The 23,553-nt window shown below is 35.1% G+C and carries 16 protein-coding genes, 5 tRNA genes, 1 rRNA gene and 1 riboswitch; of the genes, 2 read left to right on the top strand and 20 right to left on the bottom strand.

What is annotated here, in order from left to right:
• Nucleotides 1–60: 60 nt before the first annotated feature.
• From JOD07_RS13625 to JOD07_RS13595, 7 genes are read right to left on the bottom strand one after another with little or no spacing between them, the layout of a single operon-like run.
• Complete coding sequence (locus JOD07_RS13625) at nt 61–4,515, bottom strand: VWA domain-containing protein (RefSeq protein ID WP_158740984.1); 4,455 nt, start codon at nt 4,513–4,515, stop codon at nt 61–63.
• A gap of 57 nt (nt 4,516–4,572) precedes the next feature.
• A complete protein-coding gene (locus JOD07_RS13620) occupies nt 4,573–6,147 on the bottom strand; it encodes an AAA family ATPase (protein WP_204614335.1) in 1,575 nt (524 codons plus the stop codon).
• 42 nt (nt 6,148–6,189) lie between these two features.
• Nucleotides 6,190–7,044 carry an ABC transporter permease gene (locus JOD07_RS13615; RefSeq protein WP_243429338.1) on the bottom strand — a complete coding sequence of 285 codons (855 nt, stop codon included), beginning with the start codon at nt 7,042–7,044 and terminating at the stop codon, nt 6,190–6,192.
• On the bottom strand, nt 7,037–7,972 hold the full coding sequence (locus JOD07_RS13610) for an ABC transporter ATP-binding protein (protein WP_158740990.1): 936 nt from the start codon (nt 7,970–7,972) through the stop codon (nt 7,037–7,039). The genes JOD07_RS13615 and JOD07_RS13610 overlap by 8 nt, the downstream gene beginning before the upstream one ends.
• Complete coding sequence (locus JOD07_RS13605; protein WP_204614333.1) at nt 7,972–10,461, bottom strand: hypothetical protein; 2,490 nt, start codon at nt 10,459–10,461, stop codon at nt 7,972–7,974. Before JOD07_RS13605 ends, JOD07_RS13610 begins: the two co-directional genes overlap by 1 nt.
• Before the next feature lie 45 nt (nt 10,462–10,506).
• Nucleotides 10,507–12,717, bottom strand: a complete 2,211-nt coding sequence (locus tag JOD07_RS13600; RefSeq protein WP_158740993.1) for an ATP-dependent helicase — start codon at nt 12,715–12,717, stop codon at nt 10,507–10,509.
• 16 nt (nt 12,718–12,733) lie between these two features.
• Nucleotides 12,734–13,117, bottom strand: a complete 384-nt coding sequence (locus tag JOD07_RS13595) for a VanZ family protein (RefSeq protein WP_158740995.1) — start codon at nt 13,115–13,117, stop codon at nt 12,734–12,736.
• 200 nt (nt 13,118–13,317) lie between these two features.
• Between JOD07_RS13595 and JOD07_RS13590 the strand changes: the two genes are divergently transcribed.
• Both JOD07_RS13590 and JOD07_RS13585 read left to right on the top strand, forming a co-directional pair.
• Nucleotides 13,318–13,953 carry a hypothetical protein gene (locus tag JOD07_RS13590; protein WP_158740997.1) on the top strand — a complete coding sequence of 212 codons (636 nt, stop codon included), beginning with the start codon at nt 13,318–13,320 and terminating at the stop codon, nt 13,951–13,953.
• 17 nt (nt 13,954–13,970) lie between these two features.
• Nucleotides 13,971–15,125 (top strand): glycosyltransferase family 4 protein, encoded by a 1,155-nt coding sequence (locus JOD07_RS13585; protein ID WP_158740999.1) that lies wholly within the window; start codon nt 13,971–13,973, stop codon nt 15,123–15,125.
• A gap of 16 nt (nt 15,126–15,141) precedes the next feature.
• Here the strand turns inward: JOD07_RS13585 and mltG are convergent, their stop codons facing one another.
• The 13 genes from mltG to JOD07_RS13520 form a co-directional block, all read right to left on the bottom strand.
• Nucleotides 15,142–15,987, bottom strand: coding sequence for an endolytic transglycosylase MltG (gene mltG / locus JOD07_RS13580; protein ID WP_204614331.1), 846 nt, complete (start codon nt 15,985–15,987; stop codon nt 15,142–15,144).
• A gap of 42 nt (nt 15,988–16,029) precedes the next feature.
• The gene (locus JOD07_RS13575) at nt 16,030–16,401 is read right to left on the bottom strand and encodes a sulfite exporter TauE/SafE family protein (protein WP_204614330.1); all 372 of its coding nucleotides are present in this window, start codon (nt 16,399–16,401) and stop codon (nt 16,030–16,032) included.
• A complete protein-coding gene (locus JOD07_RS13570; RefSeq protein ID WP_243144605.1) occupies nt 16,398–16,757 on the bottom strand; it encodes a sulfite exporter TauE/SafE family protein in 360 nt (119 codons plus the stop codon). Before JOD07_RS13570 ends, JOD07_RS13575 begins: the two co-directional genes overlap by 4 nt.
• A gap of 94 nt (nt 16,758–16,851) precedes the next feature.
• Nucleotides 16,852–17,511 carry an endonuclease III gene (nth, locus tag JOD07_RS13565; RefSeq protein ID WP_207756978.1) on the bottom strand — a complete coding sequence of 220 codons (660 nt, stop codon included), beginning with the start codon at nt 17,509–17,511 and terminating at the stop codon, nt 16,852–16,854.
• 90 nt (nt 17,512–17,601) lie between these two features.
• On the bottom strand, nt 17,602–19,365 hold the full coding sequence (locus JOD07_RS13560) for a B12-binding domain-containing radical SAM protein (RefSeq protein WP_204614329.1): 1,764 nt from the start codon (nt 19,363–19,365) through the stop codon (nt 17,602–17,604).
• 114 nt (nt 19,366–19,479) lie between these two features.
• On the bottom strand, nt 19,480–20,820 hold the full coding sequence (locus tag JOD07_RS15520) for a L,D-transpeptidase (RefSeq protein WP_158741007.1): 1,341 nt from the start codon (nt 20,818–20,820) through the stop codon (nt 19,480–19,482).
• Nucleotides 20,821–20,980: 160 nt separating this feature from the next.
• Nucleotides 20,981–22,228: a chloride channel protein gene (locus JOD07_RS13550; RefSeq protein ID WP_204614328.1), complete on the bottom strand. Its 1,248-nt coding sequence runs from the start codon at nt 22,226–22,228 to the stop codon at nt 20,981–20,983.
• Between the two features lie 181 nt (nt 22,229–22,409).
• A riboswitch (Fluoride riboswitch) is annotated at nt 22,410–22,484 on the bottom strand.
• Between the two features lie 89 nt (nt 22,485–22,573).
• Nucleotides 22,574–22,645 (bottom strand) — tRNA-Gly (locus tag JOD07_RS13545).
• A gap of 8 nt (nt 22,646–22,653) precedes the next feature.
• A tRNA-Gly gene (locus JOD07_RS13540) sits at nt 22,654–22,727 on the bottom strand.
• Nucleotides 22,728–22,731: 4 nt separating this feature from the next.
• Nucleotides 22,732–22,804 (bottom strand) — tRNA-Phe (locus JOD07_RS13535).
• A 20-nt stretch (nt 22,805–22,824) separates the two neighbouring features.
• Nucleotides 22,825–22,910, bottom strand: a tRNA-Leu gene (locus JOD07_RS13530).
• An 18-nt stretch (nt 22,911–22,928) separates the two neighbouring features.
• Nucleotides 22,929–23,010 (bottom strand) — tRNA-Tyr (locus JOD07_RS13525).
• Between the two features lie 39 nt (nt 23,011–23,049).
• A 16S ribosomal RNA gene (locus tag JOD07_RS13520) occupies nt 23,050–23,553 on the bottom strand; the annotation flags it as partial.

Genomic DNA, 23,553 nt, shown 5'->3' with positions numbered 1-23,553 from the left:
TCTGTTTACAAAATGGCCCAATCTCCTCACCTCTGAATTCAAATACAGTTTTTGATCCATCTACTTCTTTGATCTTTTTCTCTTTTGATTTAATAATACCATACTTGTATTCTCTTTCATTTGTTCTTGGGTAACAGACTTTTGTTTTTCTTTAACCTTTGGCTTTTTCGTTTTAGACCTTTTTAGTTCCTGTTTCTGACTTTTCTCCTTATTGTATTCTTTTTTTCGATTTCTCATTTTTTTAGCAATCAAGAGTATTCCATTGTCTATTATACTGTGAATAAAACCTACTCTTCTATAGGCGATATCCAAAAGGTATAGTAAAAGACTTAGAATAAGCAGGATCTCTGTAATATCTTTTTTCCCATAAATCGAGTCTTCTATAGGCTTAAAGACTTCTTTTGCATCTGTTAAAATCTTTCCCCCTGTTAACTGGGCAATTTTACTTAAAAGAGTAGTTTCTGCAGTGATTTTGCGAATATCGTATTCTGAAGAATAAGATATATTGATTCCCGTATGAATGGATTCTGTTTCTCCATTCCTGTTAATTTGGAAATTCAACATATAAGCTCCCAAATCATTTCCATCAAATCTCCCAGTGTATTTGCCAGGAGCTGTAGGTTTAAGCACCAGAGTCTCTTGAGTTAAATCCGGTTTAACAACATTCACTTCAATTTCTTCTGTTAGATCTGAATTTTGGACTTCTGCACTTAGTTCGATCTGATCACCTATAACTTTTCCCTCTACTTTAATCGTATCACTCATTGGCTTCCTTAAAACCCATGAAATCATATTTCTGATAATTCTAACCCCAGAATCTGAGGACAGCCAATCAGCACTCCACTGATTGTGAACATCCGAAGTCCATACAGCCGTTTTACCTAATCCGTATCTCCAGACAGCTAAAACAGGATCATCCTTTTCGCTTTTTAAAATCACTTCTGCACGGTTTTTAGGCGTTGTGGAAATATATCCATGAAGTGGCGCCAATTCCTCTATATCCTTCAATATAGGAGAAATTCCTGTTACTTTTGGATAAAAAGTTTCGGTATTGATATAAGTTTTTCCTGCCATCATCGTTTCTTTCATAAAAATTTTAGGCAAATCAGAAAACTCATCGGTATAATAATATCTTCCTCCTCCATTTTGAGCCAATTCCTCCAATAAAACTGTATCAGAAGATCTTCCCACAGCTACTGTGGATAAAGTGATGCCTGATGCTTTCATTTGTCCAAGGAGCTCGCTGTATCCTGATCTTTCTGCCTGACCGTCTGTAAGAAGAATAATATGTTTAACTTTAGTATCTGCGCTGTAAAGCGTTTCATAGGCTTTTCTAAGGGCAGGAATAATACTGGTTCCTCCTCCAGGCGAAATACTTGCAATATCATTCTTAATACTTTCAAGATTATTATCTATTTTTTGAAACTTTACAATTTCTTGAGGCATATCATCAAATGCAATAACTCCTATTTGATCAAAGGAGTGCAGAACTTCTGCTGCACGAATAGCCGCTTCTTTTGCCAGTTCCAGTTTTGAGATACCATAAGGGGCTTCTTCCATACTTCCGGACCTGTCAGTGACAATCATAAGTCCCATATCCGGAATATTGTTTTTATCTTTTAACTCCATTTCTACCGGCAGTATTGTCTCCAAGGGAGTATCAAAATAGTTCCCCAGAGCGTAAGCATTTTCTCCACCGGTTACGACTACTCCTCCTCCCAAATGACTCACATAATACTCTAAATTGCCCAGAAATTTTTCGTCCAAGTCATCCCCTGAGATATTGGCTAAAATAACCCCATCATACTGGGACAATTCATCCATTTGGGTAGGGGAAAGATAAGGTTCAATTGCATTGATTTCAACCTTTGTCCCTTCCAACAATTTTCTAATCTCTTCCCCGCTATGGTCCTTCTCAATTAAAAGCAAATGGGGAATATCTTCCACATTAGTATAGCCATAAGCTACATTATTTTCATTCATGCTGTCTTTGTCCGCTTCCAGTTCAACACGATAAATTCTGCCTCCCCCTTCTTCAGCTTTGTCGGAGAAAGCAAATCTATTTTGTCCTTTTCGAATATTAACCTTTTGAGTCTCTACTAAATTTTTTCCGTTATATATTTTCAAAATTCCCTGAGTATCGACTAAGCTGTCCACCCTTATTTGAACACTAAATTCCTGATGCAGATTTAAATACTGGGGAAGTGTTAAATCCGTGATCTGTACTTCATCAGAAACAGACTTCTGGACAGGAACTACATCCACCTTTATATTCTGCCCTGCCAAGATTTTTGCTTGACTTAATGCATCTCCCAGATTTTCTTGCCCATCTGAAATGAGTACAATCCGCTTTTTGGATTCTTCCGGAATAAGAGAAGAAGATAGCTTTAATCCCTGAGAAATATCTGTAAAATGCGCATTAATAATCGTATCAAATCCTGAAAAAACTGGTTCTGACTTTGGGCTCACTTCCACTGCTGCATTGCCTCCAAAACTCACAATTCCAACTTCATCGTGATCACTTTTGAAAGCAATGGCTTGCTGAATAAAATTCTCCGCCTCTTTTATAGATGCTTTAGAACTATCGGATAGATCTACGGCAAATATGGTGGTGGTTGCATCGATCGTCTTCCTGATTTCAAATCCCATCAAGGAGAAAACAAGCAATATCGCAATGATACATCGAATACTTGTAAGAAATACTTTCTTTTCTCTTCGAATGTATAACCACCATTCAAAGACAAGCAAAAGCAACACTAAGAGTATAAATATGTTTTTTAAATTACGATTTCTTGCAATCTTTTCTTCTTCAGAAGCTTTATTACCAACTTGGACATTATCTTGATTAGTCCTGTCCAAATCAGATTCCAATTCTGTTGGAGGATTGACTGCAAAAGAGTAAAAAACATCTCTGTTTTCACCTTTCTGTTCAAGTACATATATTCCCAATTCATCAATATTTTTATAAGGCTGTACCGGAAAAGGAGGCGCTAATTTCTCAATATTCCCTTTAGGATCTACTAAATTGACCTCCCGAGCTTCCGGCAATATATCAAACTCAATGGTATCTCCTGCAGTGATGTTTTTTAGATTATTGGCCTCAGAAGGAATGAACCACTGCATGATGTTATATATAAAAATAGGAAATTCTTTTTTTAGCGGTAAATCTGTATCATGCAAGTCAAAACCGCAGATAAGAACTTTTTGCTCCTGTAATTCTCCAAAGAAAATTAAAGGTGTTTGATCAGAACCAAGAATTTCTTCTCCCCATTCAGGAAGAACCATTTTCTTGGCTTTAGCAATATCAAAATCCATTTCTTTTATAAATTCAAATAGTCTGCTGCCCGACGGCAAAATATGATCAACTTCTACCTCTCCTTCTACTTGAACCAAAGGATTGTTCGCTTCAGGATTAAAGATCAGTATATGTCCGTCCTCAGGCAGAACAGAAGGCATTTTGCCATCAAAAATATACAAATAATATCCCTTGGGTACTTCTTGGTTTTCAAAATCGCCCTTATATAATTCCACTTGGGGAAGTATGGACATCATCTGTTCTAAAAAAATGTTCTGTTCTGTAATGAGTAAAACTTTTTGCTTTACATCTTCTTGTACCACATCGTACATAATGTTGTCTGTTTTTAAAACATCATCTGAATCGATTTCAGCTTTTAAGATTTCTATATTCTTTGGAACTCCTGCAAAAAAAACATTTGATTCCTGATCCGCTGAAAGTTCTGCTTCCTTTACATCAATAAATTCTTCATCTCCATAAAGGGACACAGATACTTTTCTAGGTGTCTTTCCAAAATTTTTTACTCTTACCAGTACAGCTAATTGCCCTTCTTCCTTTGAATGAGATAATAATACAATCCCGCAATTATCAGAGTTCTTACCTACTTTGACAAATTCTATATCTAAATCAGGAACAAACATATTCTCATCAGAAAACAAATAGATTTTTCCTTTTGTCTGCTCATAAAGGGCCTGCACCAACGAAGCTGTTTCTTCACTGTTGGCCTCTGTATTGGATACCTCTACCTCTCTAAGCTTTTTTATGACTGTATTTTTTTCAGTGGACTTGTTCACCAGAATATAAGGTTCTTTTTCCATCACTATAAGAGAAATTTCTGCATTGGGCTCCAAAGAGTTAATAATGTGTTCCATTTGATTCTTTGCGTTTTCAAACCGATTAGGTTTTTCATCTTCTGCCTGCATACTCATGGAACTGTCAAGAATGAATATGTAATTCCCTGACTTTTCCCATTTCCCGGTCAAATAGGGGTTTGCCAAAGCAATTACAAGCAGAGCTGCTGCAAGAAGCTGTATAAAAAGCAAAAGATTTTTCCTAAGCTTTTGCCAGGGTTGATAAGCCTGAGAATAACTTAATGCCTGCTCCCATAAAAATACACTTGGAACTTTTACTTCTTCATACTTTTGCTTTAAAAGATACATCAAAATAATGATGGGTATAGCAATAAGCCCTAAAAAACCCCATGGATTATAAAAATTCATGGAAACACCTCTTTTTAAATGATGCCTGTCTGTTGAGACAGACAGGCACCAAATGTATTATTCCAGGGAAGAGAAATATTCCTCCACTAAATTTTTAATTCCATATGGAATCGTATCGTCTTCTAAAAATTTAATCGCATCTTGTCTATACTGTTGGTAAACCTCTTCATAAGGAACAGATACTCCTCTGTTCCCGATAGTTTTTTGATCAACTTTATGCATATCTCCCGACTGGTTTTTTATTCCGTCAACCTGTGCATCGTAATCCTGTTTATCTTGAGCTTGCCTTGAATAAATTTTCTCATTGGGCTTATGCCCTTGCCCTCGCCCTTGACCACCACTTTTGTTCTGTCCCTGACCTTGACCAGTTCCGCTTCCTTGTCCTTGACCTTCGCCTTGACCTGTTCCCTGTCCTTGGCCCTGTCCTTCTCCTTGGCCTTTACCAGTTTCACTGCCTTGCTTTTGCCCTTCTTCTTCCTCTGTTCCGCTGCCCTGACTTTGCTGTTGGTTTTCCTCATTCTCCTTATTATTTGGGTTATTAGATGCCATTGCTTTGCTGATATTTTCAATGGCTTCTCTTAAATCCTGGTTTTCCATAGACAAATACTCTAATATTTGGCCTAATTTCTCATACTCATCTGCCAAACCTTCAAGATCACCACTTTTCACTGCCTGTGAATAATCATTTAAAATCTGTTGTAATTCAGAATTATTTTCTATTTCATTAGCAGCGTCTTTTAAGATGCTTGCCAGTTGTTGGATTTGATCTTTATCCATTTTCTTCAGCCGGTTTTGGAGATCATCCAGATTTTTTCTGATCTCAGCTATATTCCCCTGCTGTAGCTGGTCACCCAGAGCCCTTGTTAATTCATGGCTTGATAGTTTTTCTCCTAATTTTCTTAAGTCGCCTTGAACCGACTCTTTAGAAATTTTCTTAAGTTGCTGCTGAGTTCTTTGTGATGCACGAACAATTTCTCCCTTAGTATTCACTTTCTTTAAATCCGCTTTTAACGTATCCAGCTCTTTATTAAGCCTTTTTAATTCTTTTGAAGATATTTTAGGGTTATTTTCCAATTCTTTTTGCAACTTTTCTATTTTTACAATTTCTGATTTCGCTTTTTCTTTTATTTCAAGCTGCAATTCAAGTTTTGACTTTACAGGACTAGGAGTAAACCCTGCAACAATCGTTCCAACCATCAATATACCTATGATCCATAATTTTTTCTTAGGAAGTGAAATAGAATAACGTTTATCAAAATCTGCATTTTTAGCTGCATTAACTGCATCCTCCAGTGCTAATTTGTACATGGGAGTTAAAAAGTTATCCCCTTTTTGTGATATTTCAATCGCGGTAATGAAACGCTCTTTATATCCTAAAGCATCACCTTTTTTAGCTATGTCCTCTATCCCAGGCAATTTAAACAATACTGTTACGCTGGCACAAAGCCATGAAAGAAGAATGACAGATGCAAGAATTATAAACAGATTAGGAATCAGTACCCACTTGGACAATACTATAATACCGAGATCCAAAGTCATACCAGCAATGCAGCCAATAACGATATATTGCATCCATTTTTCCAAAATAATTTTCTTTCGTAAAGGTTTTAATGCTTTATAAAGCTCTGTCAAAATATCCACTTCCTTATACTAATATGCATCTTTAAAATTCTGTTACTTTCGTCGCCTCATCACAGGACGGATCCTGATCACGCTAAAAAATATCATTATGCAGGTAATGATAGCATCAAATATCATATTGACCTGCCAAGGTTGAAATGGAATTTTAGAAATATTGTTACGAACGCCAAGTATATCGCTTACAATATTATAGCCTGCCTGATTTTGAATTACGGATAAAAATCCTACAAACGGATTAGCTCCGGCAATTAACAAAGATTCTCCATAGGTCAATCCTTGTTGCCTGACAATATAAGCGTACTGGTTAAGCAAAGCCAATCCCACAAGGGTACCAATGGAAAGAATAAGAATAAGTAAATATGAGACCACTGTAGCAGTAGTAGTTTTTCTAAAAAATGTTGAGCAAAATATGCCTATACTTCCAACCATAACTGCAGTAGCAATGAAAAAGAAGAACAATAGTAAAATATTCGATGCTGAAACGCCTCCAAATAAGAATATAATACTAAAAACAGGCATTGAAGCTAGTATCAGCAAAATAATCTGACTGATAGACGCCATTAATTTCCCGATGATAATAGAAAAAGGCGAAAGTTTAGTAATAAGAAGAAGATCTAGAGTTTGTCTTTCTCTTTCACCACTTATGGTTCCCGAGGTTAATGCCGGGACTAATATAATTATTAATCCCAATTGGCAGCCTGCAAGAAGAAAATATATGGTCAACGCATTTCCAGGATCAAATCCACCGGTATAAGATTCAAGTTCGTTGATTGACAGGATAAGACCTCCGAACACTGCCAATATTGCTAAATATATAACCAGTAAAGTCGGTGCTTTCCATGTTCGCATCTTTGTTTTTAATTCACGACGAAGTACAGGGTTAATCATGATCACTTTCGCCTCCTTCTGTAATTTGCATAAAGATTTCTTCCAAATTTCCTTCTTTTTCTGAAAAGGAAATAATGGGGATATCTTGTTGAACCATATTTTTTAGAAGATAAGCAAGACTATGATCGTCTCCATCATATTCAATTTCAACTTCATCTACTTTTTCAATAATCTCATGAACATTGGGCTGTTCTTTTAAAATTGTAATCAGTTGATCCATATTGCCCATTACTTTGATTTTAATAATTCTTTTCTGAGTCAGCTGCTGCATAATCTGAGCCACAGTACCATATGCCGCAATCTTTCCTTTATCAATAATACCGATTACAGTACATAACTCAGCTAATTCCGGCAGAATATGAGAACTGATAATAATAGTTTTTCCTAAAGTTTTCAACTGCTTTAGTACTTCCTTCATTTCTACTCTGGCCCTCGGATCTAATCCCGATGCAGGTTCATCCAAAATGAGAATATCCGGATCGTGTATAAGACTTCTGGCAAGACATAATCTTTGCTTCATTCCTCTGGATAGTGTATCTACATAAGCATCTTTTTTATGTGATAAATCAACTAACTCCAATAAATTATTAATAATAGTTTCTCTTTCACTATAGGGAATATGATAGGTGCCTGCATAAAAATCCATATATTCATCTACCTTCAGGTTGTCATAGACTCCAAAAAAGTCGGGCATATAACCTATTTTCTCTCTCAATTTTCTTGGATGCGCTGTAACATCTACTCCATTAATTAATACATTACCAGAAGTAGAGCTTAAAAGCCCTGCCATAATTTTCATAGTAGTTGTTTTTCCTGCTCCGTTTGGTCCAACAAATCCAAAAATTTCTCCATCATTAACCGTCAGAGATAAACCATCAACAGCAGTGAACTTGCCATATTTTTTAACTAAATTCTGTATTTCTAACATTATTGTTTATCTCCTTTCAGGCGTAATTTCGGAATTTCCATTCTATTATCTTTCTGGTCATCCACTAAAACATCAAAACGAATCTGTATCTGTCCTTCAGAGTTTCTATACTTTTGAACATTTTCTTCATAAGGCAGTATGCTTAATTCCTCCCATATTCCACTTTCATTATTAAAAATATATGATCCGTCAACACTAGAGCTTTTCATAAACTGTATTTGAAATTCATCAAGCTTTATACTAGGATCAATCGAATAAGTAAGATCCAAACTACCGCTGCTATGAATGTATATAGATTGATCATACTCCTCCACACTAAATCCAAGATTTCCTGTAATATAAGGTTTTATAATGCCATAGGGAATTTCTATCTGATCTGCTTTTGAATAATCAATTTCAAGAGGTATAATAAATAAGTTTTGATTATAATTCCTGATTTCTTTGTCATTAATTTTTACATCCCCAAAAAGAGATTCTTCACTATAACCGTACAGTACAATAGTAGATTCATTATTACCATAAATATTTTGAGCGTTAAAACTATTTGTGGTTATATGGTATCTATCATTGGAATTTACAAAGATTTCTCTTCTTTGTATTAATCTGTGGATCTCTTCTTTAGATAATTCCCGTCCCCATTTTTTATTCATGGCATTTATGTCATATACCGATCCGAATATCTCGTCCAAAGCTTCATATCGATACTTTGCTCTAGAAGAAATCTGTTTTTCAATATACATTGCATCATCATTTTTTAGTGTATCCAGATAGTAATAATGATCTCCTACAACCAGAATACATGTTTCAAGGTCAAACCCTAAGTGATTTTCAATAGTGCCAATTAAATTATTATCTTTAAAAGTAAGGGATGCATTGATGGGGCCTGCAAAATTTACAGTATGACTTGCAGTAACTGTATTCATCGCCCAGCTTTGATCATTATAAAAAATAAGTTCGTTGGCATTTCCTATTCTAATTTTTGCAGAAATTACTTCTGTCTTTATGCCATTATTGATTACTCTGTTTCTAAAATCCCATGAACTGTCTACATATGAGACTCTGGGCTGAATATTTTCAGCAAAAGTAATCTTACTTTCTCCCGTATCAGGAGTAAAAAACCCTGCACTGATACTTAAGGAAGATGTTGTTTCACCCGTATTTAAACGTACTATTCCAATACTGCTTCCAACTGGAGCATTGAAGATCGTTTTATAACTTAATAAGTAAATTCCTCCTGAAAAAGCGAAAGCAAGAATAGGAATAATGAACCAACCATATTCTCTTTTGTCTTTTACTTTTAAAATCCAGTAAAGAATGGGGCCTACAAGAATAATGTATACACTTATTATAATTAAAACCCCTATTACTAAACCTGTTTGCTGCTGCCTGGGAAACAACCGTAATGTATAGGGGTTTAAATAAGGATCATAATCATAGCTGTCTGATGTATTGCTCGTCTGTGCAAAAACAGGTATATGCTTTATATACAATTCAGTAAGCATATACCTATTCCCATCCCACTGTGCAAATGGATTAATACCTAAATCAAAATGATGAATAATAACACTGCCTGTTTCTTCGTGAATTAAAGTAGTAATAGGCAAATTGCCTAAAAATAAAATGTCCTCTCCATTTTTGATGTCCAAAAGAGCAATCTGAAGAGGCTGACCAGAATCAAGAGTTTTTTCTCCTAATTGCTCCATTGCAGTAAAATCTGTGGTATGAGTAATTCCTTTATTAACTACAGAAGCAATCTCTGAACCCAAACCTTTTAAAACCTTATCCGAATTCGGTCCAGTTCCAAGAATAAGGATTCCACCGCTTTGTACCCACTGATTCATAATATTAATCTGCTCCTTGCTGAGCTTTGAAGTATCAAAATTATTAATGAACACTGTTTCAAAATCATTTAATATATTGATATCAGTTGGAAAATTATTCTCATCTAACTCTATTAATTTATTGCCAATGACTTCACCAAAGCCAACATTTTTTAAGTATTTCAGACTTTGAGGATCTTCTGATAATACACCTACAAATCTGCTTTCAGGCGGAAAAGCAGTAGCATAAATCGTTTTCTTGGCAATACTTTTTTTCCCATCAGTAAGTTCAATATTGAAATAACGCTGCATATTGGAAGTAGTAACAACCATATCAAATTTCTTCGTAGAACCTCTGGGAAGCTCAATGTCTTTTGCATACACAATATAGTCCGTAACATTGTTATATTCTTCCTTTAAGATTTTAACTTGTACTTCTCCCTTAAAATCTTCTCCATTATTGGTTATTTCTATGGTAATTGGAGTTGTTCCTCCCACTTTATACTTGTTATTAAATCCTATTTCACCTTTGATTATAATATCTTCAGTTTCTGCAGCATAGGTAACAAAGGGAAGTATAATACTTAAAATCATGGCTATTACAATCAAAAATGCTAAAAAAGCGGCAAGTTTTCTTTGCTTTTCTTTTGAGCGTCTTCCAAAAAACATAGTATCCCTCCTCATGTTTCATAAATACATGAACGTAAAAATAGGCTAATTTGTTTCATCTTTTTCAATATAAATTAATTCCTTGTCTATACAATATTTTAAATCAATTTTTCTTGAAAAAATTCCTTTTTCAAATGCGATAGCGGCAGTAGTTCCATCAATATTGCTGATTTTTCCTCTACCGTATTTTTTATGGACAATGATTGCGCCTTTTTGAAATTCTTCTGTCGAAGGTTTTTTCGTCATTTCTTCAATAAATCTTGAAGGTTTTACTTCTTCTTCGTATCTTTTCTTGACGGTTGATATTGCCAAGTATTTCTTTGCTCTTGTGATCCCCACATAAAACAGCCTTCTCTCTTCTTCCAATTCAGCTGGGGAAGTACTTTTATTATGAGGAATAACCCCTTCTACAGCTCCTGCAATGCAAACCGCTTCAAATTCAAGACCTTTGGCTCCATGCATGGTAGATAATGTAACAGCATCCACTTCTCCTATAATTCTGCGTTTGCCTTCTTTGATCTCTTCTCCTACATTTTGAATATGGTACATCCATTCCTCGAAACTATCATAATGCTTGGCCGCCTCTTGAATTTCATCCAATAATTCCTTTAAACCTTTAACGCTTATGTTTTTATATTGAGCATACTCCGCCAGGTAATCATCATATCCTATATGTTTCCTGATATAGACAATAGCTTCTCCTGGCTTTTTATTTTTCATGCAATCCAAATGAAATTTAAGTTCTTCCAGTCGATTTACCTGCCATGTTTGCAACTGAGGTGTTTTATATATATTCTCAAAGAGAATTCCACCCTTTTTACACGCTTCAAAAATTACACCTTTACTGATATATCGCTTTGGTTTATTAATAATCCTTTCTAAACTTTCATTATCCTTGATATCTTTAGATAGTTTGATATACGCTAAAAGGTCTTTTGCCACCCAATGTTCATAAACATTTGGAATTTCATCCCTAAGATAAAAAGGAATATTTAAATCCAGCATAATATCTACCAAAGCTCTCGCCTGAAGGTTGGTTCTGAAGATTACTGCAATATCCCGATAAGACAGGCCTTTTTTCCTCCAGTTAAGAATCCATTCTGCAATGTGAAGAGCTTCTTCTTCACTATCTTCCGATTGAATAAAAACTGGTTCATCGCCCTTTGGGTTAATCGTTCTGATTTCTTTTGGATATCTATGCACATTTTTACTGATTACAGAATTGCTTATATCAACAATTTTCCTCGTAGAGCGATAATTTATATCTAAAGTTACTCTTCCCGAGTCCTTGAAATCCTGTGGAAAATGAAGCAAAAACTCTGGTCTTGCTCCTCTGAATTTATAAATGCTTTGATCATCATCTCCTACAATGAACAGATGATTATTAGGAGCACTTAAAAGTTTGATCGTTTCGTACTGAACTTTATTAATATCCTGAAATTCATCGATTAATATATATTTATATCGATTGCTCCAAAAAGAAAGAATATTTTTATGCTCCCGAAGAAGTATATAGCAATCATAAAGCATATCGTCAAAATCAATTTTTTGATGCTGGGATTTATATTGCTCATAATAAGACACTATTTTTCTAAATTGCTCAGATGGTAAAGTCATAGAATTATAGTAAGACAGCTCGATTAAATCGTTTTTAATAAGACCAATTTCATTCTCTAAATCATCCAGAAACTCCTGCTCATCCTGATATTCTATTTCAAGTTCCTCTGCTATCTTCTTTAAAACCTGGCGCTTTTCATCTTCTTTAAGTACTTGGTCTACGTGATACCCGTAAGCATTTCTTAGAATTCTAAAAAAAACAGAATGAAACGTTCCAAATAAAATACTTTTGATTCGAGTACCATTTACATCTTTCATATTAAAAAATCTTGACTTCATTTCTTCTGCAGCAGCTTTTGTAAAAGTAATAACCAAAATACTTCTGGGATCTATAGCATAATAATTTAACAATTCTTTTGATCTGGGGTGATGGATATCGCCTTTCAGTATATCAATATCTTCTTTAGTAATGCCTTCTGGTATTTTACGTGTATTATAAACCATCCCATAGGATATAAGATAATGTAATCTGTGCATAATAACATGGGTTTTCCCGGAGCCAGGACCTGCAATGATCATCTGAGGGCCTTCTCCAGTTAACACTGCTTTTCTTTGATTTTCATTTAAATGTCCATAGGCTTGCTCTATAATTCTATCTCTGATCTTAATAAATTCTTCAATCACATCTGCTTCAAACATAGTTTCTCCTACTGATCTATAATTTTAGTCTTGTATTTCTTTTCTTCTGCCATATACTTAATAAAATTGCGGCTAAAGAAGCTCCAATGGCATCTGCCAGTAAATCGTTGACATCCGGTACCCTGGAAGGAGTAAAATACTGGTGAAATTCGTCAGTAATGCCATACAAAACAGATAAAAAGATAATCACAAAAAATATTTTCGGATGTTTAACTTTCCTGCGCAATGCCCAATAATAAGTAATAGCCAAAACAAAATAAGCTACAAAATGCCCCCAATTAAAGTCAGAAAAAAAAGGAAATGTTCTTTGTAAATCACTTCCAGTCATTGAGGACAAAATAAAAATAATAATCATCCAAATTATGGACGGAATCCAGTATAAAAATTCTTTTTTCTTCATCATCATCTCTCCTTGGGGTTATTATACCATAGGAGAAACGCACTTTGTATAAAAATATATGATTTTACGGAATAAGGAGATTTTCAGCCTATGTCTATCACTATTTGTAAAAAATATATTTTATAATTCTTATGTCATAGACTTTATGGAAAATATATACTATAATAAGCGCAGAAAATAATTATGTAAGGAAGGTTTTTATGAAAATACCATTGTTTTTTAGTCTTTTTATTCTTTTTGTCGTATTTTTTAATATAAAATTACGTAAAGCAAGCAAAGAAATCGAAAATTCAAATGCAAACTTCTGGAAAAGAGAACGGGAGTCCATGTTTGCACGTAAAAAATCTTTAGATCATTTGAACTATATTTCGGTATCTTTAAATGATCTTCCTATGCTTAAAGAGGAAGAATTATTTTCTGATGCCGAAAAAAAGGCTTACAGCCATCAAAAAACCGCTTTGTCTTTGGCTTCTAAACCAATGCTTAACTTAAGCAGCATAAGCAATACGGATTTGAAACTGCAATATGGTCCTGCCAATCTGGAAAACTTGATGAGTTATGAGCAAAACTATGAAAATCTTATAAAATCATTACTGAATTGGGGGAGATATTTAAAAGAAGCAAATCGAACAAGCGATGCTATAGCAGTTCTTGAAAAAGCTGTTTCAATTGGCTCAGATTTAAGCCAAAATTATATTTTGCTATCTGATTTATACCGTGAAACACAGCAAATAGATAAATTATTAAGTTTAAAAAATGAAGTGGAAAACCGTCTGAAGCAAAATGCTATGCAAAAAAAAGTTCTCCAATATATTGACAACATATTAAATATGTAAAGAATAGGAGCGTTCTTATGAATATTGGAATTTTTACTGATACTTATTATCCACAGATTAACGGCGTTGTGACCTCTATTCGTACTTTAGAAAAAGAACTGAATAAACGGGGTCACAAGGTATATATTTTTACTACTTCAAATCCTAATTCTAAGAGAGCTCTACCCAGAGTTTTCAGACTTCCCAGCATGCCTTTTATTTTCCTTCCTTCTCACAGGGTGGGTGTATTATATTCCCCTAAAGCTGTGAGAATTGTAAAACAGCTTGATTTAGATATTATTCATACCCAAACAGAGTTTTCATTAGGGCTTTTTGGTAAAATGCTTTCTAAACAGCTGGGAATTCCTATTGTACATACTTACCATACTATGTATGAAGATTATGTGCATTATATTTCAAAGGGAAAGCTCACGGAGTTTACTCCAAAAATGGCACGTTCTTTAAGTCGTCTGTTCTGCAACCGATGCGATGCAGTAATTGCTCCAACAAATAAAGTAAAAGAGCTCTTACTGGAATACGGGGTGAGAAAACCCATTGAAGTAATCCCCACTGGTATCAACTTTGAACCTTTCAAAAAAGAAAACTATGATCAAGCAGAAATTATAGAACTCAGAAAGCAATTTGGAATACAAGAATCTGATCCAGTGGTTCTGTTTGTTGGAAGAGTGGCAAAAGAGAAAAGTATTGATGTAGTGATTCGTCAAATGCCTGCATTACTTCAAAAACTTCCTGATGCAAAGTTTTTAGTTGTAGGAGACGGCCCTGTAAAAAAAGACTTAGAAGAATTGTGTAAAGAACTGAATATTGAAGAATCTGTTATTTTTGCCGGTGAACAGCCGTGGGATTCTATAGGAAAGTTTTATCAGATAGGAGATGTTTTTGTCAGCGCTTCCGTAACAGAAACCCAAGGACTTACCTTTGCTGAAGCTATGGCTGCTAAAATACCTGTCGTAGCAAAACAGGACAAAAGTATAGAAGGAATCATTCAAGACCATATTAACGGAAGAGTATTTGCTGAAGATGAAGAGTTATCTTCTATTCTTTTTGAGTTATTAACTCAAAAAGATGTTGCTATGCAGCTGGCTGAAAATGCTGCTGCAATGGTGGAACCACTTTCTTCTACTCATTTCGGAGAAAATATTGAAAAAATCTATCAATCTTTAGTAAAATAGGGAAGCTTAAGCTTCCCTATTTTACTGTTGTCTTGTATTTTTCAACATTACTTAAATGTTCTTCATAAGTCTCTGCAAAAAGATGTTTTTGGCTTCCATATGAACTTAAAACATAATAAAAATAAGAATGCATATCAGGGTTTAAAGCTGCTTCAATAGAAGCTTTTCTCGGAGTACAGATAGGCCCTGGTGGAAGCCCCTCAATAATGTATGTATTATATGGAGAATTAACCTTTAAATCTTCATACGTAAGCCTGGATTTATGTTCTCCTAAAGCATAAATCACTGTAGCATCTATTTGAAGCTTCATATTATTTTTCAATCGATTATAAATGACTCCAGCAATGATCGGTCTTTCACTGTCTTCAGCAGCTTCTTTTTCAATCATAGAAGCAATCGTTATAATTTCTACAGGTGTTCGTCCTAAGCTAATAAATTTCTTTGATTCATTTTTGATCCATTGGGCATAGGGTTCTGTAAGAATAGAATGTATTTCTTCAGGAGTTGAAGGCACAGGAATAGAATATTCTCCTTCAAATACAATACCTTCTAAATTGATTTGACCTTGTTTTAAATATGTAAAAAAATCATTCCGTGAAATAATCCCTGCTTTCTCTAACTTTTGGCTTATTTTTTCTACTGTATCTCCTGCGCATACATTTAGAGTAATTACATTCCTTATGTCTTCTTCCTGATGTTTCGGAATAATCTTAAAAGACTTTTGAGAAATGGTTGGGACATTTAGTGTCATCAATTGATAAACTTGATAAATCGTTACACCGGCAAATCCTATTGCCAATATGGAACATCCCAGCATAAGCCACAGATAGTGCTTAATGACCCATTTCTTTATTATTTCCATAATTTCACCCACTATTTTTTCAGCTTTTGTTTTTTATTATCTTTATTCTCTGTTCTCTTTAATTTTCCTTTTGTTCTTTCTAATCTCCGTTATCCCCATATAAAAAAGAAATACTCCAAACAATTTCCGCAAAAGTACAGCATCTAAAGAAATTGCCACAAAAGATCCAATAACAGAACCCACAACTCCTCCGCCAATCAAAAACCAAAGTAATTCTTTTCTTATTCTTTTATTTCGTATGTGGATCACCAGGGCTGCAATCGCCGTTGGGATAAAGTAAATCAAATTGATGCTTTGAGCACTATGCTGACTCATACCCACAAAGATTGTTAAGGCAGGAATTAAAATCGTTCCTCCACCAATTCCCATCCCGCTTATGAGTCCTGACAGCAAACCTATAACAAATAAAATCATCCCATAATCATCCTTATCGAAGCAACAATCATAAATATACCAAAGATTTTATGAAGCCATTGGGGGGAAATTCTGCTCAATAACTTTGCCCCCAGTATTCCTCCGGCCATCCCCCCTACGGCAATATACAGTAGCGATTTCCAATCCAATATTTGATGTCTTACATAAATAAATGTACTCATCATAGATAAAGGTAAAATCACTGCAATAGCTGTTGCATGAGATTCATGTTCCTCAACTTTTAAAATCCTTTCCATGGCAGGAACTACAATTGTTCCTCCTCCCGCTCCAAAAAGGCCATTGGTTAAACCAGTAATTACTCCTACCAAAAGAATCTTGAATTTTTCCTTAACCAAAAAGGTTGCCTCCATTAATTTAAATTTTTATACTTACTTTCCCCTGTTTGGCATAATTTCATTACATGTACCTTAAAAAAATTACACTGAACATTTACCTCTCAGAAACCGCTCCCATTCTCTCTTCTAATCCATACTGACAGTATGGAAGGAGAAAACATTTTTCGCATTTGGGATTTCTTGCAGTACAGATGGCTCGTCCATGGGCAATGATCTGAGTATTATATCGAATCCAATGTTCTTCAGGAAGAATCTTCATTAAATCAAATTCAATTTTTGTAGGATCTGTAAATTTGGTAAGGCCTAGTCTATAAGAAACCCGTTTGACATGAGTATCTACAACAATACTGGGAATGCCATAAATATTTCCCAAAATAACATTGGCTGTTTTTCTTCCTACTCCCGCTAATTGAGTAAGTTCATCTATATTTTTTGGAACTTCCCCCTTATATTTTTCCAGTAATTTCTGCGCACAGAGAATAATGTTTTTGGCCTTATTTCTATAAAATCCCGTGGATTTTATGTCTTGCTCCAATTCCTCTAAATCAGCTTCGGCAAAATCCAAAAGTGATGGATATTTCTTAAATAAATCTTTTGTAACCATATTTACCCGGTCATCGGTACATTGAGCACTTAATATTGTAGCGATCAACAGCTGCCAGGGTGTTTCATAATTTAAATAACATTTAATATCTTTAGGATAATATTCATCTAAAAGTGCTAAGATTTTTTTTACTTTTGCTTTTATCTCCATATAAATTCACCTCATCATTTTTTTGGGAAATAATTTATAAATTTCCATATTATTTCCTGGGAAATTATATCTTTATTTGGGAAATATTGTTTATTGGATTGATACTTTGTAATATGCAGCGTGCCCCAAAATTTGATTTTTTGAATAATAATCAAACAAGATCGCAGTCGTTTTTTTATCTATACTTGGTGATTCTTCGCCACTTCCGATACTTTTAATCCATTCTGTAAAATCAACAGAAAAAATCTCTAAATGGGCCATTCGGCTGATCTGTTTTGATGAATATTCTATTAATTTTGGTAAATAACATTTGATATTCTCTTCATTTCGATAAAAATCCCTTATTTGAGATTTATACATTTCTTCACTGGAATTCATCCATTCCGGCAATTTTTTAGCCTTCTCGAGTAAATATATATCAAATTTCATCAACGCTTTAAGTACTTCTGCCTCTTCTTCCACTTTTTCTTTAAAAAACTCTAATAATATGGTATAGAGTTGGATTTTATTATGCTGAACATGATGATATCCTTTTCTTTCCCAAAAAATAGCCAAAGCTTCATAAAAATCGAAGGGCGTATCAAAAAAAGAAGTGATATATCTGATGCTGTAATAAAAGCGGCCTGAATTATAATATTTTTCTACCATTTCTTCAATCATTTTAAGTTTTAGCATTTCTTCATAATTTAATTCTTTGGTAAACAGGATCTCATAGGGGGCTTTGCTTTTATAAACAAGGCCATATTTCTCCTCGTTTTCTCTCATGCCGGAGCCTTTTAAGACTTTTAAAAATCCTAACTGAAGCTGTTCAGGAAATAAATTATAAACATCATTAAAAGAATTCCTAAAGGAAGCATAATTTTCTCCTGGAAGCCCTGCAATCAAATCCAAATGCTGATGGATATTTTGGCCTTTCTTAATATTTTTCACTACCGTTTTTAGACGTTCAAAATCCATCTTACGATTGATGATTTTTAGAACTTCTCTGTTGGTTGTTTGAACACCTATTTCAAATTGGAATAATCCAGGCCTTGCCTTAGATAAAAAAGCAATAATTTCGTCATCTAATAAATCTGCGGAAATCTCAAAATGGAAATTGGTTGTTCCGTTATCATGTTCTATTAAATAATTCCAGATTGCTCTTGCATGATTTTTATTGCAATTAAAGGTTCTGTCCACAAACTTAACCTGTTTTACTCTCCCGTCTAAAAATCGCTGTAAATCGGAATATACCCTTTCAAGAGACAAAAATCTTACTTTCTTGTCTATTGAAGACAGGCAGTATTGGCATTGATAAGGACATCCTCTGCTGCTTTCATAATAAAGAATTTGATTTTCCATATCTTTAAAATCTTCATACACAAAAGGGATAGCGTCTAAATTCAGAGGGGTACGTTCTTTGTTTTTAATGATCTTCCCATTGGAAGAATATATGATTCCATCTATTCTTTCCAGGGACCTGTCCCCATCTATAAAACTGTGAAGGAGATCGTAAAAAGTTGCTTCTCCTTCTCCATAAACAATGATATCTATTTCTTTATACTCTTTTAGCAGTTTTTCTCCATCATATGATACTTCAGGTCCCCCTAATATAATGAGGGTATCTGGCAATATTTTTTTAATATTGATCACCAAATCTAAAGTCTGTTCAATATTCCATATATAACATGCAAATCCCAATATATCGGGTTTAAGCTTGTACAATTCATTCATAATGTAATTTTCCTCATGATTAATGGTATACTCTGCAATGGTGATGTTGGACTTATATTCTGTACAAAAAGATTTAAGCGATCTAAGGGCTAAAGATGTATGTATATATTTGGCGTTCAATGCAGACAAAACAATATTCATAATAATTCTCCATTCTTTATCATTTGTTTTATTATAGTATAAATTCTCATATTATGAAAGTAGAGTGTCGTAACCGACACTCCATCAAAATAGCTTTAACTTATTTAATGCAATTTACTCGTGGATAATAACCATTGTCCCATGAGGAATATTTTCATAAAACCATTTTGCATCTTCTTCATTCAATCGCACACATCCGTGACTTGCCGGCTTACCTATTTTCTTACGTTCCGATTCTATGATATTCCAGTGATTATCTCTGGGTATGCCATGGAATAAATATTGGTCGATAATTCTTACCCAATAGGTTGCACCTTCATTGAAACGTTTCGAAAAGAAACTGGTACCTCTGTCCTGAATATAAAAAGTCCCAAGTACTGTAGGTTCTTCTTTGGTTCCACCGGAAGCAGGCATCCTTCTTATGATCTCTTTTCCTTTATGGATGATTACTTCATGCTTATCTTTTAAAGAAACCTCTACCCATAGATCGTCATCATTGATAGGCATAGTAATAAACTTTAATATATAAGGATCGGTTTTTTCACCATATTTTGAAATGCCTTGAATACTCACTTCATATTCTTCTCCCGGATTTAAAATCGTATGAGGTAGAAATTCCAATTTATTTTCTTTGATAGATACTTTTTGCTTTACATGATCAATCATAACGATGGCATCCTTTAATTCTTCACTCATTTTGGCAGTAATTTTAGGATATAACCCCACCCATTGAGCAGACTGTTTGGGAGTTGTTTCCACAATCTTAGGTTTGGAAGCGGTACGGATTTGAATTTGAATATCTTCTTTTAGCATGTGTCCACATTGAGCTTTTAATCCCTTTTTGATTAAAAGCAGATAATTGCTTTCATTCTTCATTTTTTCTTTGGGATACAAGTTCCATCTGCTGTAATCCGTGCTTTTTCCATTCTCTTCAAATTCATGGGGTTTTAAATCAAACTTAATATCAGATTGAATAAATTTATGGATATTTCTAAAATCCATAGGAGTGTTAAACTGGAGTACAAGTGGCCCTTCCGTGGGAACATTGTCTTTATTTTCTACTTCTAATAGTTTTGGTTCTGTCTGAAACTGTACGGAAGTTGACAAAGATTTATGTAAAAAAGGAAATTGTGATTTTGCACCATGAATTTTAAATAAAATCTTTTGCCCCTTTAATTCACTGAGTTCAGTTATAGTAACTTTTAGGCGATTATGATCCTCCCATTTTAAATCACATCGGAATTTTGTATTGGGAAGGGAGGATTTAATTTCAATATTTTTTTCAATGTCAAATTGCTCCATAGGAACTAAAAAATTAACTCTTATAACTGCAATATCATCTTGTACATCTACAAGCAGTAAATTATAATGTTGAAAAAATAGCAATATTCCTGCCAAAATCAATAATATGAAAAAGATATTGATATGCTTTCGCAAGTCTGCAAGCAAAACCATGCTTTGACCCCCTCTGTCATTTATTCTTAACTAAATATTAAGACTTGCTTACTTTTTTAGTACTAATAAATGTACAAGCCAGGCTTATTTCTTCTCATTAATGTATATGTTTTTTAAAAATGATATAGTACATTCAAAAAGGCCATATCATCAGAACATTTTATTCTAATGATATGACCTTTTTTACATCTCCTAAAATTTTTTGCGCAGAATAAATAGACTTATTTCCATTAAAAACATAAGCGACTGCCGAAACTATAAAAAAATAAGGCAAATAATTATATCCAAACACCTCTCCCCCAATAAAAATCGGAGCAAGTATTGTATTCGTAGCACCACCAAATACTGCGACATAGCCAAGCGCTGCTGTAAATTCAATGGGCAATCCCATAACAGGCGAGAGCACTGCTCCCAAACTTGCACCTATAGAAAAAAGTGGCGTTACTTCCCCTCCTTGAAAACCAGCACTCAGAGTTAAAATAGTAAGCAGAAATTTTAGTAACCAATCGTATTCATATATTTTCTCATTTGAAAAAGATGCATTGATCAGATTTGTTCCTAAACCTGCATATCTTCCTTTATGCAAGATCAGAAGAAATACACTTAAAATACACCCCAAAATAAATATTCTTAAAATCGGATCCCCAATACGTTGAGCAAAAAACTTTTTGGACCAATTCAATAGATTAGCAAAAAAGCCTCCAATTAACCCAAAAAAAATACCCAGCAAAACAAGTTTTAAAAATAGATATATATTAAACTCCAATGAGTAGTTCAGATTCACACCAAATTTTTCAAGACCTAAAGTATGTGACATATAACTTGCAGTAAAAGCCCCCAAAATACAAGGAAGCAAAGCAGAATATTCAACAACGCCAGCCGTCAAAACTTCCATAGCGAAAAAAATAGCGGCTATAGGTGTCTGAAACAGTCCTGCAAATCCTGCTGCCATACCGGTTATAAGTAAAATCTTGGAACTATTTCTTATGTTGAGCTCTCTTCCTATCGAATAGCCAACTGTTCCACCTATTTGAACTGCTACTCCTTCACGACCAGCACTACCTCCAAATAGATGGGTCAGCCATGTACTCACTATCACCAACGGTACTAATCTCTTTGGTATAGTCTCCTCGTCATTTAATCCTGCTGAAAAAATAAGTGACATTCCTTTTATGCTATTCTTGCCTATCCTGAAATAAGTAAACAGGATCACTATCCCTGTCAACGGAAGGAAGGGGATTAATTGAAAAACATAGCTGTTTCTTATATTGGTAATCTCTAATAGAACTTTACCAAAAAGGGTATCAATTATACCTACAATAATTCCTATTCCAATCGCTGTTAAACCCAGTAAAAATACATCTTTATAAATGCACAATATCTTTTTATAATCTCGTATCTTGATCATTCCTTTCTTCTTCAAAAAAGAAAAATTTCTGCTTGCAAAACTCTCGTCGCCGAGCGCGGTCGGCAAAACCGACAGAATACAACACTACAACACGCGCAAGTTTCATCCTGCTCGAAAGGCTTTTTATTGTATGGGAAATCTGGAGGAATTTCCTATGCAATAAAAAAGCTAATAACTCTGTTGTTCAACAGAAGTCATTAGCTTTAAAAGCGGTTTAGGCTTAATACCAAGGGAGAACTTCATTCCCTTTCATAATTATATCAAATAACGAAAACATAATCATTTATAAAAGTATAAAAGAATAAAAACATAAGCCTATAAGTTACAAGACTTATGTTTCAGATAAGCGCGAGACGGGATTCGAACCCGCGACCCTCGCCTTGGCAAGGCGATGCTCCACCACTGAGCCACTCGCGCACAATTTTTGGAGCGGGTGATGGGAATCGAACCCACGTATCCAGCTTGGAAGGCTGGTGTTCTACCATTGAACTACACCCGCACAGTGCCCAGAACCGGAATCGAACCAGTGACACGAGGATTTTCAGTCCTCTGCTCTACCGACTGAGCTATCTGGGCATTTATGTATTTTTAAAATATGCCGGAGACCGGAATCGAACCGGTACGGTCGGTAAGGACCGCAGGATTTTAAGTCCTGTGCGTCTGCCAGTTCCGCCACTCCGGCGTATTAATATGTAAACTATGGAGGGAGAAGGATTCGAACCTTCGAAGTCTGCGACAACAGATTTACAGTCTGCCCCCTTTGGCCACTCGGGAATCCCTCCACATCATAAAATAATGTATGACAGCAATTACTTCCTTAGAAAGGAGGTGATCCAGCCGCACCTTCCGATACGGCTACCTTGTTACGACTTCACCCCAGTCATCGGTTTCACCTTCGACGGCTCCTCCCATATGGTTAGGTCACCGGCTTCGGGTGCTCCCGACTCCCATGGTGTGACGGGCGGTGTGTACAAGACCCGGGAACGTATTCACCGCGACATGCTGATTCGCGATTACTAGCGATTCCGACTTCATGTAGTCGAGTTGCAGACTACAATCCGAACTGGGACTGCTTTTTTGGGTTTCGCTCCAGGTCGCCCCTTCGCTTCCCTCTGTCGCAGCCATTGTAGCACGTGTGTAGCCCAAGACATAAGGGGCATGATGATTTGACGTCATCCCCACCTTCCTCCAGGTTCACCCTGGCAGTCTCTCTAGAGTGCCCGGCTTTATCCGCTGGCTACTAAAGATAAGGGTTGCGCTCGTTGCGGGACTTAACCCAACATCTCACGACACGAGCTGACGACAACCATGCACCACCTGTCTCT

It is taken from the genome of Defluviitalea raffinosedens, from assembly GCF_016908775.1.
GTDB classification, from domain to species: Bacteria; Bacillota; Clostridia; order Lachnospirales; family Defluviitaleaceae; genus Defluviitalea; species Defluviitalea raffinosedens.
Note: the sequence above shows the minus strand (reverse complement) of the source record. Positions and strands in the feature narration are given on the sequence as shown.